Raw genomic sequence first — 12,961 nt, 5'->3', positions numbered from 1 at the left:
CAGGCTTACCTTTAGGTTATGCCGAAGCCAAACACCACGGGGTTATATCGTGAAGCATAAAGTCAAATCACTACATTTCGTCGGCATCGGCGGCTCCGGTATGAACGGCATCGCCGAGGTGTTGCTCAATCTGGGCTTCCAAGTGAGCGGTTCCGATCTGGCAGCAAGTGCCGTGACCCAACGCCTGCAAAAACAAGGGGCGACCATCCACATCGGCCATGCCGAGAGCAACTTGGGCAATGCGGATGCCGTGGTGACTTCGACCGCCGTACACGCCGACAACCCAGAAGTGGTCGCCGCTCGGGCACGCAAGATCCCCGTGGTACCGCGCGCGATGATGTTGGCTGAGTTAATGCGCTTGCGTCAGGGCATTGCCATCGCTGGAACGCACGGCAAAACCACCACCACCAGCCTCGCCGCTAGCGTGTTGGCACAAGGTGGCTTCGACCCGACCTACGTGATCGGTGGACGACTGAACAGCAGCGGTGCCAACGCCAAGTTGGGCACCGGCGAATTCCTAGTAGCCGAAGCGGACGAGTCAGATGCATCGTTCCTGTACCTGTCGCCGATTCTGGCCGTGGTCACCAACATCGATGCCGACCACATGGAAACCTACGGCCACGACTTCAACAAGCTGAAGCAGGCGTTCGTGGACTTTCTGGAGCGCTTGCCGTTCTATGGTCGCGCCATGTTGTGCGTGGACGATCCCAATGTGCGCGAACTGCTTGGCCGCATCAGCAAACCAGTGACAACTTACGGCTTCTCTGAGGACGCGCAGATACGTGCGGTCAACGTCCGTCACGAAGGCGGAAAGATGCGCTACACCGCCTTATGCCGCCATAACAGCGTGCCTATCGACCTCGAAGTGACGTTGAATCTGGCGGGTAATCACAACGTGCTGAATTCGCTGGCTGTCATCGCCGTGGCGTTGGAAATCGGCGTGGATGAGCAGGCCATCGTCACTGGGCTGGCCGAATTTCAAGGAGTGGGGCGTCGGTTCCAGCGGTATGGGGAGATCAGCTTGCCGAACGGCGGCAGCTTTACTTTGCTCGACGACTACGGTCATCACCCCGTGGAGATGGCCGCCACGCTAGCTGCTGCGCGCGGCGCGTTTCCCGGTCGACGCTTGGTGCTGGCGTTTCAGCCGCACCGTTACACCCGCACCCGCGACCTGTTCGAGGATTTCGTGAAAGTGCTGGGTACGGTAGATGTGCTGTTGCTGGCCGAGGTATATGCCGCAGGCGAGCAAGCCATCGTGGCAGCGGATGGACGCGCGCTGATGCGTTCGCTGCGGGTGGCGGGCAAAGAGGCAGTGTTCGTGGAACACATCGCTGACATGCCACAGGCGATCTTGAACTCGGCGCAAGCAGGTGACGTGGTACTGACGATGGGCGCCGGTTCGATCGGCGGCGTATCGGCGCAAGTGCGTCAACTAAGCGGAGCGGAGGCATGAATATGAGCGAACCTCGCCATTTCCTGCGCGGCGAGATGCAGGAGCACGTGGACATGAGCCGCCATGTGAGCTGGCGCGCGGGCGGTCAGGTGGAGCGCTTGTATCAGGCGGCTGACTTGGCCGATTTGGCGGTGTTCATGCAAACCCTGCCGCAAAATGAGCCGCTGACCACGGTCGGCTTGGGCAGCAATCTGCTGGTACGCGACAGCGGTCTGCGCGGCACGGTGTTACTCACCCACGGCGCGTTGACCGAGTTGCGGCTGGAAGCCGACGGTACGCTCTATGTGCAAGCCGGTGTACCGGGCGCGAAACTGGCACGCTTTGCCGCCATGCACAATCTGATCGGTGCCGAGTTCTGTGCCGGCATCCCCGGCACGGTGGGAGGCATGCTGGCGATGAATGCCGGTTGCTACGGAAGCGAGACTTGGAGCCATGTTGTGCGAGTGCAGGTACTCACCCGCAGCGGCGAACTTGTCGAGCGTACGCCGCAGGATTACGCCATCGCTTACCGCAGCGTGCAACGCGTGGACGACGACGGCGAACCTTTCCCCTTGCCGACCGACGAGCTGTTTGTCGGCGCATGGTTGCGCTTCGAGTCGGGTGATGGCGAGGCATCGCGTCAGGCGATCAAGGCGCTGCTGGAGAAGCGTGTCGCCAGCCAGCCCATCGGCACGCCTAACGCCGGTTCAGTGTTCCGCAACCCAGAAGGCGACTACGCGGCACGGCTGATCGAGTCATGCGGACTGAAAGGTCATCAGCTCGGCGGCGCACAAGTATCGCCCAAGCACGCCAACTTCATCGTCAACGTGGGAGGAGCGACGGCCGCTGACATCGAAGGATTGATAGAGCGGGTGCAAGCGGAAGTGGAAGCTAAGACCGGCATCCACCTGCACCCCGAAGTACGCATCATTGGTGAACACAAGAATCATGGATAACAGCCACCCTTCTCCCCTCCCTCTTCCTCCTTCAATGCTGGGCAAGGTCGCCGTGCTCTTCGGCGGACACTCTGCCGAACGTGAAGTGTCGTTGAAGAGCGGTGCGGCGGTATTGGCCGCATTGCAACGTAGCGGCGTGGATGCTCACGCCTTCGACCCTGCGGTTTTGTCTTTGCAAGCCTTGCGTGACGAAGGTTACGACCGCGCCTTCATCGCGCTGCATGGTCGCGGCGGTGAAGACGGCACGGTGCAGGGCGCACTGGAACTACTCGGCGTGCCTTATACCGGCAGCGGCGTGCTGGCATCAGCACTGGCGATGGACAAATGGCGCAGCAAGATGATCTGGCAGGCGGGCGGTTTACCCGTGCCGCAGTGCGAGTTGCTCACCGCCGATAGCGATTGGGCGGGCGTAGCCGAACGACTGGGACTGCCCTTGTTCGTGAAGCCAGCCAACGAAGGTTCCAGCGTGGGTATCAGCAAGGTGAAGTCGCTGGCCGAGCTGCCTGCTGCCTATCACGAAGCAGCCAAGCATGACGCATTGGTGATCGCCGAACGCGCCGTGCTGGGTGGGGAATACACGGCTGCGATCTTGGGTGACACTGCGTTGCCAGTGATCCGCATCGTGCCCGCCAACGAGTTCTACGACTACGAGGCCAAGTATCTGCGCGACGACACGCGCTACCTGTGCCCGTGTGGATTGAGCGCCGAGCAGGAAGCCGAGATGCAACGCCTAGCGCTGCAAGGTTTCGAGTTACTAGGTGGTTCGGGCTGGGGACGAGTGGATTTTCTGATGGACGAGGCGGGCAAGCCCTATCTGTTGGAAGCGAACACCTCGCCGGGCATGACCGACCACAGTCTAGTTCCGATGGCGGCACGACAGTCTGGCTTGAGTTTCGAGCAGTTGGTACTGCGAGTATTGGAGGGTGCGCATGTGGGATGACGCCAAAGCGCTGCGTAATCTCGCCAATGCCCTGTTCGGCATCAGCCTGCTGCTGATCCTAGCGGGAGCGGCGCATTACGTCGTGCATCTGCCGATCTTCCCACTGAAGTCAGCCAAGCTGACGGCCATGCCCCAGCGAGTGTCGGTAGAGCAAGTCGAGCGCGTGGTGCGCAATGAACTGAAGGGCAATTTCTTCACCGCTGACTTGGTGCATCTGCGCAAGTCGCTGGAGCAACTGCCTTGGGTACGCAAGGTCAGCTTGCGCCGTGAATTCCCTTGGCAGGTGGAGATCGCGCTGGAGGAACATCAAGCGGTCGCCCGCTGGAACGGCATCGAGCTAGTGAACAACCACGGCGAAGTGTTCTCTGCGGGAACAGAAGATGAGCTGCCCGAGTATTACGGCCCGACAGGAACCTCGGCCGAGGTGATGCAAAAGTTCGCCGACTTCGGTGCGCAGCTCAAGCCACTGGAACAAAGCATCGCGCAGATCAGCTTGTCGCCCCGCCGTGATTGGCGGATCAAACTGGATAACGGACTAGTGCTGGAACTGGGGCGCGAAGAAACCGGGAGACGGCTGTCGCGCTTTGTCGCGGTGTATCACTACAGCCTAGCTTCGTCGGCACAGAAGGTAAGTTATGTGGATCTACGTTATCGCAGCGGCTTTGCCGCGTACTTGCCGGGCGGCTTAGGCAAGACCACGGCCAAAGCAGCTAACAGCAAGGTTTAGGGTGGGAGAGGAACTATGAGCAAGGAATACAAAGATCTGATCGTGGCGCTGGACATAGGCACGTCCAAGATCGTGTGCATCGTCGGCGAAGTTAAGCCGGATCACACTATCGAGGTGATCGGCGCCGGGATGCAAGAGTCGTCCGGGATGAAGAAAGGCATGGTGGTGAACATCGACGCCAGCGTGAACACCATCCAGAAAGCATTGCGCGACGCGGAGTTCATGGCCGACTGCAAGATCAGCCAAGTCTATACCGGCATCGCTGGCAGCCACATCAAGAGCATGAACACCAGCGGCATGGTGAAGATCAAGGACAAGGAAGTCACGCAGGGCGACATCGACCGCGTGGTGGAAACGGCCAGCTCGATCAGTCTGCCTAGCGACCAACAGATCCTGCACATTCTGGAGAAGGAATTCAGCATCGACGGCCAAGGTGGCATCAAGAAGCCGCTGGGTATGAGTGGCATGAAGCTCGAAGTCGAAGTCCACATCGTCACCGGCGCGGTGGCGGCGGTGCAGAACATCATCAAGTGCGTTCACCGCTGCGGGTTGGAGATGAACGAGATGATCTTGCAACCGCTGGCTTCCAGCCGTGCGGTGTTGGAAGAGGACGAGCGTGAGCTGGGCGTGTGCTTGGTGGACATCGGCGGCGGCACCACCGACGTGGCGATCTTCACTGGCGGCGCGATCCGCCACTCGGCCGTGATCCCCATCGCCGGTGACCAAGTCACCAACGACATCGCCATGGCCTTGCGCACGCCAACCAAGGATGCCGAGGACATCAAGATCAAGTACGGCTGCGCATTGCGCCAATTGGCCGACGATGCGCCCATCGAAGTACCGGGCGTAGGCGAACGCGGCACGCGCATGTTGTCGCGCCAGACATTGGCCGAAGTGATCGAGCCGCGCATCGAAGAGCTGTACTCGCTGGTGCAAGCGGAACTACGCCGCAGCGGCTACGAAGATCTACTGTCCTCCGGCATCGTCATCACCGGCGGCAGCAGCGCGATGCAGGGCATGGTCGAGTTGGGCGAAGAGATTTTTCACATGCCGGTACGGTTAGGCACACCGCGTTACGTCGGCGGACTATCCGACGTGGTGCGTACACCGCGCTACTCCACCGGTGTCGGGCTGTTGCTGTACGGGTTGGAAAACCATTTGCAGCACAGCGAACACAAGATGCAAACCAAATCGGTCGGGGATGTACTCGGCAAGATGCGGGCATGGTTTCAGGGCAATTTCTGATTGATTCAGGGTTGATTTTATTCAGGGTGTGGTCGTTTTCATAAGGAGATAACAATGTTTGAATTAGTGGATGCACAACCTCATGGGGCGGTGATCAAGGTGGTAGGTGTGGGCGGCTGCGGCGGCAATGCAGTCGATCACATGATCGAACAAGGGATGAAAGGGGTGGAATTCATCACCATCAATACCGATGCACAAGCACTCAAGCGCAGCAAATCGCGCGTGCAATTGCAGATCGGCGCAAACCTGACCAAGGGTCTGGGTGCCGGTGCAAAACCTGAAGTCGGCCAAGCCGCAGCGGAAGAGGATCGCGAGCGCATCGCGGAACACATCCGTGGCGCGAACATGGTGTTCATCACCGCTGGCATGGGCGGCGGTACCGGCACTGGTGCAGCCCCTATCGTCGCCAAGGTCGCCAAGGAAATGGGCATCCTGACCGTAGCTGTCGTGACTAAGCCGTTCATGTTCGAAGGCAAGCGCATGACACTGGCGCAAACCGGCATCGAGGAACTGGCCGCTCACGTTGATTCGCTGATCATCGTGCCGAACGCCAAGTTGATGGAAGTGCTAGGCGGCAAGACCACGCTGCCACAAGCGTTCAAGGCATCGAACGGCGTGTTGCAAGGTGCCGTCGCTGGTATCGCTGAAGTCATCAACGTCCCCGGCATGGTGAACGTGGACTTCGCTGACGTGAGTACGCTGATGTCCGAGAACGGCATGGCCATGATGGGTGCAGCCACCGCCACTGGTGAAGACCGCGCCAAGCGTGCCGCCGAACAAGCCATCGCCAGCCCATTGCTGGAAGATGTCGATCTGTCCGGCGCGCGCGGCATTCTGGTCAACATCACCTCCAGCAGCAGCCTGACGCTGGAAGAATTGCACGAAGTGATGAACTGCTTCCAGTTCGCCGCTCAGGAAGCCACTGTGATCGTGGGTTCTGTGTTCGACGAAGACATGGGTGACGAATTGCGCGTCACGCTCGTCGCTACCGGTTTGGGCAAGGTCGGCGTACGTCGTCAACCCAAGCCTGTATTGGTCGCTCCTTCCTACGAGAATCAGCGTACCGGCACCGATGATATGCCCATGATCAACTACGGTGAGCTAGATCGTCCGACCGTGATGCGCAGTGGCCGTAGCCAACGCGAGACCGCCGTCGCTTCGCTACGCGAATCGGGTATGGAAATGCTGGACATCCCTTCTTTCCTGCGTAAGCAAGCAGACTAAGACGGATGCGCTCGACGTGGCCGAGACGCCTTTGGCCACGTCGGGATGCTGTAGTTGGCTGTGATAGAATCAACGCCAATCAAACAGTTCTGAACGAACATGATCAAGCAGCGAACACTGAAATCGACGATACAGGCAACGGGCGTCGGCTTGCACACGGGAGAGAAGGTTCAACTCACCCTCAAGCCTGCGCCCGTCAACCACGGCATCGTCTTTCGCCGCATCGATCTAACACCGCCGGTTGATATACCCGCAGCGGCTGAATCCGTACACGACACCCGCCTTTCCACCTGCATGGAAGTCAATGGCGCGCGTGTCTCCACCATCGAACATCTGATGTCTGCGTTCGCCGGATTGGGCGTGGATAACGCCATCGTCGAACTCACCAGTGCCGAAGTCCCCATCATGGACGGCAGCGCCGGTACCTTCATCTTCCTGCTGCAATCGGCAGGACTGATCGAGCAGGCTGTACCCAAGAAATTCGTCCGCATCCTCAAGCCCGTCGAGGTCAAGGACGGTGACAAGTGGGTGCGCTTCGAGCCTTACCACGGCTACCGACTCACCTTCACCATCGCCTTCGCCCACCCAGTGTTCACCGCCACTAAGCAGCACGTCACCGTCGATCTGGGGGAACACTCTTATGTCCGCGAAGTGAGTCGCTCGCGCACCTTCGGCTTCATGCACGAAGTTGAATACCTGCGCTCGCAAGGGTTAGCGCTGGGCGGCAATCTGGACAACGCCATCGTGATGGACGAATACCGCGTCATCAACCCAGACGGCCTGCGTTCGGACGACGAGTTCGTCAAGCACAAAGTGTTGGATGCCATCGGCGACCTGTACCTGATCGGGCATCCGCTGATCGGCGCGTTCTCCGGTTACAAATCGGGCCATGCGCTCAACAACGCCCTGCTGCGCGCGCTGTTAGCGGATGAATCGGCATGGGAATACGTGAGCTTCAATTCGGAAGAAGAAGCGCCCAACTTCCTGCGCATGCAGCTTCAGGCGATTTGACCGGCGCGCTCGGGCCATGCTGATCCTGCGCCTATTCCTCATCCTCTCGGCTCTACTCATCGCCGTTTCCGGCGGCATGTACCTATTCACTCGCAAACAACGCTACCTCAACTTCGCTTGGCAGACCGTGCGTCTGATCGTGGTCGTGATTCTCGTATTCGCCGCGTTATTCGTACTGGAGCGCTACGTATTGATCGGATGGAAGATACTGGTCTAGCTCATCCGAGCGATGCCAGCCGCGCCTCGAATTCCTGCACCGGCAGCGCCCTGCCGAATAAATACCCTTGGAAAGCATCGCAGCCATGCTGTTCGAGGAAGTCGCGCTGAGCCTCGGTTTCCACACCCTCGGCGATCACGTGCATGCCAAAGGTATGTCCCATGGTAATGACTGCCTGCACTACTGCAGCATCGCTAGCATCGGTAGCCAGGTCTCGGACGAAAGACTGATCGATCTTCAGTTGATCCAACGGCAACCGTTTGAGGTAAGACAACGAAGAGTAACCGGTACCAAAATCGTCTAAGGACAAACGAATGCCTAGTGCTTTGAGCGCTGCCATCGTGGCAATCGCATTACCCACGTTATCCAGCACCATACTTTCCGTCAGCTCGAACTTGAGTTGCCTTGGGTTGATTGCGGTCTCGAACAACACTTGCTTTACCTGCTCCACAAAACCCGACTGGCAAAACTGAAGGAACTGACGTTGATCGCAAGGTTAAGGTCGCGTGTGACCGCATGGCGAGACCATGCTTTAATCTGCGCACAGGCGGTATTGAGCACCCACAAACCAATAGGTAAGATCAATCCGGTTTCCTCTGCCAAGGAGATGAACTGATCGGGAGTGGTCATGCCGCGCTCGGGGTGGACCCAGCGCAGCAGAGCCTCTGCGCCGATGGCTTGACCAGCCGTATTCACCTGAATCTGGTAATGGAGTTGTAACTGCTGCCGCTCAAGCGCATGGCGCAACTGGCCTTCGAGTGTGCTGTATTCACTCAATGCCGCTTGTATGGCCGGATCAAAGAATCGCAAACTGTTGCGCCCATCTTTTTTGGCCTGATACATGGCCAGATCGGCATGCTTCATCAAGTCATCCACACTTACCTCGTTCCCGCAGAATAGGCTGATGCCTATGCTGGTCGTGCCCGTATATTCGATGTCTCGAATCAAATAACTGGCCTGAGTGATCTCATGGATTTTTTCGCCCACCAACCCTGCTTGAATGACCGCTTCCCGCTCGTCCTGGCTCAGATCTTCCAGCAGCACCACGAACTCATCGCCCCCCAGCCGAGCGATGGTGTCACCTTCCCGCATGGCATCCCCTAGACGCCGTGCCACTTCGACCAGCATCAAATCGCCCACGTCGTGACCGCGCGTATCGTTGAGTATCTTGAAATTATCTAGATCAAGAAACAACACCGCGCCGTGATGACCCCTACGTTTGCTGGCGGCTAATGCTTGGCCGAGTCGGTCATACAGCAAACGTCGATTGGGTAAGCCGGTCAGCGCATCGTAATAGGCCAGCCTATGGATTTCCGCATCGGCCTCTTTGTTATGGGTGATGTCAGAAAACGTACCCACATAACGCACCATCTTCCCGTCCAAGCTGCCAACCTCGGAAATGGTCAGCCATTCGGCAAATATCTTACCGTTCTTATGCTTGTTCCATATTTCCCCCTGCCAGCGATGCTCCTGCTTAAGCGTTCTCCATAACTGTTGATAGAACGCCTGATCTTGTCGCCCGGAGTGCAGCATCGCCGGAGTATTGCCCACAGCCTCTCCTGGGCTGTAACCGGTCAATTGAGTAAAAGCATGGTTGACACGCAAAATGACTGCGTTCGCATCGGTCACGATCATTCCCTCTTGCGCCTCGAACACGATAGCCGCAAGACGTAGCTCATCATCGGTGCGCTTGCGCTCCGTAATGTCGAAAAATGCGATGCGAAACTGTGGCTCAGCGCTATGCGAGAGTCTCTTGCAATTGATCTGTACCGGAAAAGTCGTGCCTTCATGGCGCTTGAGTGATAGCTCACAAATTTGAGCATCGTCCATCTTCAGCATATTGATGAAGAACTGATGCCAGCGCTTACGGTCTGCGGCAGCGACCTGCATGGAAAACAGACGGCGCAATAGCTTGCGACGTTCCCCGCCGAGCAAGGTGGCACTAGTCAAGTTCATGTCGGTGATAAGGCCGACGGCATCGAGGCTGAGATAGCCGATGGGAGCAAAGTCATACAGATCGACGTAACGATCCCGCGACTCTTCCAGTTCGAGCTGCGTTTGGCGCAGCGATTCGTTTTGCATCTCCAACTCGACTTGATGCACTCGCAACTCGTGCAGGAGCTGTTCTGGTGTGTGTGTATCCGTCTCCGGTGCAGGCGCACGATCCACTTGCATCTGGGCTTTGATGCGTAGCGGGTCGAATGGATTTGGGCGTTTTTTCATCAGCCGTGCCGATATTACGAGTTCGGCACCCGCTCCATCGCCAGCAGTATGCGCTGAGTTTCGCCATGTTCGCTAACAATGCGCCGCGCATTGAGCATCATGCGGCAATGCCCGATCTCGGGAAAATCGTGCTCCACTAGAAAACCTTCAAAGCCGGGGTTGTTCGGCAAAATGTGCTCCAGCAAGCTGCGTAGCGTAGGAATGTCCCACTGATGGTTGCCCAGCTCATAGATCAGCTTCCCCACCGTTTCTTCGGGCGTGGTGTTGAAGCAACAATAGAACGAGTCGCTGGCCGAGACGACATGCAGAGCAGCATCCAACACAATGAGCGGTTCACGCACCGTGTTGACGATGCCTTCAGCCAGTTTGCGAGCCGCCTCTGCCGTAGCTTCGGCCAAAATGCGCTGGGTGATGTCGGTCAGCGTCAACACCACACCGGCGATGACGTTATCCAGCGTGCGGTAGGGCTGAATGCGCAACAGATAGGTTTCTCCGGTGGTGATGCGCACTTCGCGTTCACGCGGTATCAGCGAATCCAACACGGCTTGGGCATCCGGCAGCAGATCGTCCGCCACGATATTGGAGCGGATATCGCCTAATGCCCGTCCCTGATCCGAAGCAACCAGTCGATAGACCTTGGTGGCCTCGCGGGTGTAGCGCTGAATGTTCAAGTGCTGGTCGAGGAAGATGGTGGCGATGCTTGTGCAGTCCAACAAGTTCTTCATGTCGTTCTGGTAGCGCGTCAGCAGTTCGATCTTGCCCTGCAACTCGGCATTCACAGTGATCAGTTCTTCATTGACCGACTGCAACTCCTCTTGTGAAGTTTCCAACTCCTCGTTGGTCGATTGCAGTTCCTCGTTGGTGGATTGCAACTCTTCGTTCGCCGACTGAAATTCTTCGCTGGTGGCTTGCACCTCCTCGATGTAAGTCTGCTGGCTCTCTTTAGCGTAAGCCAGTTCGCGCTCCAGTTCGTCGATGCGGCGCTTTTCCCGGCTGGCTTGTGCACTCTTGCTGCGCGAATTACTGACGACTGAGTGCGCTACGTCTTGGAAACTCAGCAACAACAACTGACCTTCGGTATTAGCTTCGTGCAGCGGACGCAAAGTGAAGCTGACACTCAGGAAGTCTTCGTGATCCTTGATGGCAACCTCCTTACTCAGGGTTGGTTCGCCTAGCTTGGCCTTGTCTATCGCGGTGCGCAGCTCCAATTGCAGCCCGTCACGCGCCATTTCGATCACGTTCAGCGTGGCATGACCGGGTGCTGGGCGTAGATACTTCCCAGTGTCGCCATGCACGAACAAGATGTTGCCTTGCAGGTCGGTCACCACAGAAGCGGGAGCGAACGACTGTAGCAGAGCGCGCTTGGTCAATTCGGCGAAATTTATTTCCTTGATCTGCGGTGTCATGGCTGCGGGTTCTTTCAAATGTGTACCTCCTGACCACACCACGCCGCCATACATCACGGCGCGGGTCGAAGTGAGGGAATGCGTGGCGCGGTAGAACTTCCACTTGCGATTAAGCGGGGTGAATAATTCGGGATGGTTGCCGATGCTCTCAGAGGGCGAGAGGAACAAGACCCCTCCCGATTTTAGCGAGTAATGGAACGTTGGGATAAGCCGGTGCTGTAACTCCGGCCCCAGATAGATCATCAGGTTGCGGCAGCAGAGTAGATCGAGCTTAGTGAACGGCGGGTCTTTGATGACATTCTGAATGGCGAAGACCACCATCTCGCGCAGCTCTTTTTTCACCCGGTAACCAACCTCGTGTTTGTCAAAGAAACGCTGTAGCCGCTCCGGCGCGATGTCCTGCGCGATGGCGGCTGGATAGATACCCGCGCGCGCCACGGCGATGGCGTCTTCGTCAAGGTCGGTACTGTAAAGTTGCACTTTGAACTGCTTGCCACTCTCACTACCGTATTCACGCAGCAACATGGCGATGGAATAGGCTTCCTCGCCGCTGGCACAACCCGCGACCCACACACGAAACACGTAACCCTCTGGCTTACCTTCGAACAACAAAGGCAGAATGTCTTGCTTCAGGATGGCAAACGCTTCGGCATCACGAAAGAAGCTGGTGACGTTGATGAGCAACTCTTTAAACAGCAACTGCACCTCGGCCGGATGCTCTTTGGCGTAACGCGCGTAGATCTCCATGTCCTCGATGTTGTGCATGGCCATGCGTCGTTCGATACGGCGACCGATCGTGCTCTGCTTGTATTGTGCGAAGTCGTGGCCGGTGGTCGAACGCAGCAACATCAGGATACGATTCAATCCACTGCTCTGATTTTCACTGGCAGGCGGTTCTTTCTGAGGGTGAACGCTAGACCGATTCAGTAATTGCGCCGGCATTTGCTCTACCGGCAAGACAAACATCGCATTACCCGCTTGAATCGCGCTGCTCGGCATTCCGTCGTATTTGGCCGTGCTCGGCTCCTGCACCAGCGTGATGCCACCCGCCGCCCGAATGGCGTGCAGCCCCTGCGTGCCATCGCCCCCCGTGCCAGACAAGATGATGCCGATGGCCTTGCTCCCTTGATCTTCCGCCAGCGCACGCAAAAAAGTGTCGATCACCATGCGCGTGCCCGATGGCGTGTCGCGTGCGGTTAGTTGCAACGCACCATGGAAGATATTCAGGTCGTGGTTCGGCGGGATCGCATAAACACAGTTCGGCTCGACCCGCATCTGATCCACCACCTGCACCACGGGCATGCTGGTCGTGCGCTGCAAAATCTCGGTGAGTAAACTATCGTGGTCTGGATCTAGGTGCGACACCAGCACGAACGCCATGCCACTGTCCGTCGGCATATTACGAAAGAATTGCTCGAATGCATCTAGGCCTCCCGCAGAGGCTCCGATCCCGACGATGGGAAAGTCAGTGGCCGCTGCCACGGCGGGGCCGGGCTTGACCGATACGTTGGTATGAGCGGATCTCGTTGCCACGAAGCGTTCCTAGGGTTTTTACTGCTGGGTTAGGGAGGTTACTCCAT

Annotated in this window: 9 protein-coding genes and 1 pseudogene; 8 read left to right on the top strand and 2 right to left on the bottom strand. The window is 57.8% G+C overall.

Going from position 1 to position 12,961, the window contains the following annotated elements:
- Nucleotides 1-49: 49 nt before the first annotated feature.
- The 8 genes from murC (at nt 50) to OYT1_RS01095 (ending at nt 7,752) form a co-directional block, all read left to right on the top strand.
- Nucleotides 50-1,453 carry a UDP-N-acetylmuramate--L-alanine ligase gene (gene murC, locus OYT1_RS01130; RefSeq protein ID WP_062625733.1) on the top strand — a complete coding sequence of 468 codons (1,404 nt, stop codon included), beginning with the start codon at nt 50-52 and terminating at the stop codon, nt 1,451-1,453.
- Nucleotides 1,450-2,388, top strand: coding sequence for a UDP-N-acetylmuramate dehydrogenase (murB, locus tag OYT1_RS01125; RefSeq protein WP_062625734.1), 939 nt, complete (start codon nt 1,450-1,452; stop codon nt 2,386-2,388). Before murC ends, murB begins: the two co-directional genes overlap by 4 nt.
- Nucleotides 2,381-3,328, top strand: coding sequence for a D-alanine--D-alanine ligase (locus tag OYT1_RS01120; RefSeq protein WP_062625735.1), 948 nt, complete (start codon nt 2,381-2,383; stop codon nt 3,326-3,328). The genes murB and OYT1_RS01120 overlap by 8 nt, the downstream gene beginning before the upstream one ends.
- Nucleotides 3,318-4,055, top strand: coding sequence for a cell division protein FtsQ/DivIB (locus tag OYT1_RS01115; protein WP_062625736.1), 738 nt, complete (start codon nt 3,318-3,320; stop codon nt 4,053-4,055). The genes OYT1_RS01120 and OYT1_RS01115 overlap by 11 nt, the downstream gene beginning before the upstream one ends.
- Before the next feature lie 15 nt (nt 4,056-4,070).
- A complete protein-coding gene (ftsA, locus tag OYT1_RS01110) occupies nt 4,071-5,300 on the top strand; it encodes a cell division protein FtsA (protein ID WP_062625737.1) in 1,230 nt (409 codons plus the stop codon).
- Nucleotides 5,301-5,354: 54 nt separating this feature from the next.
- On the top strand, nt 5,355-6,524 hold the full coding sequence (ftsZ, locus tag OYT1_RS01105) for a cell division protein FtsZ (RefSeq protein ID WP_062625738.1): 1,170 nt from the start codon (nt 5,355-5,357) through the stop codon (nt 6,522-6,524).
- A gap of 99 nt (nt 6,525-6,623) precedes the next feature.
- Entirely contained in the window at nt 6,624-7,535 is a 912-nt protein-coding gene (gene lpxC / locus OYT1_RS01100; protein WP_062625739.1) for a UDP-3-O-acyl-N-acetylglucosamine deacetylase, read from the top strand.
- Nucleotides 7,536-7,551: 16 nt separating this feature from the next.
- The gene (locus OYT1_RS01095; RefSeq protein WP_062625740.1) at nt 7,552-7,752 is read left to right on the top strand and encodes a hypothetical protein; all 201 of its coding nucleotides are present in this window, start codon (nt 7,552-7,554) and stop codon (nt 7,750-7,752) included.
- A 1-nt stretch (nt 7,753) separates the two neighbouring features.
- On the opposite strand, the pseudogene OYT1_RS01085 reads toward OYT1_RS01095, so the two are convergent.
- Nucleotides 7,754-9,834: pseudogene (locus OYT1_RS01085) on the bottom strand (putative bifunctional diguanylate cyclase/phosphodiesterase).
- Nucleotides 9,835-9,989: 155 nt separating this feature from the next.
- Nucleotides 9,990-12,914 carry a chemotaxis protein CheB gene (locus OYT1_RS01080; protein WP_062625741.1) on the bottom strand — a complete coding sequence of 975 codons (2,925 nt, stop codon included), beginning with the start codon at nt 12,912-12,914 and terminating at the stop codon, nt 9,990-9,992.
- Nucleotides 12,915-12,961: the final 47 nt, after the last annotated feature.

The organism is Ferriphaselus amnicola (genome assembly GCF_000974685.2).
GTDB classification, from domain to species: domain Bacteria; phylum Pseudomonadota; class Gammaproteobacteria; order Burkholderiales; family Gallionellaceae; genus Ferriphaselus; species Ferriphaselus amnicola.
This window is presented reverse-complemented; position numbering and strand designations above follow the sequence as displayed.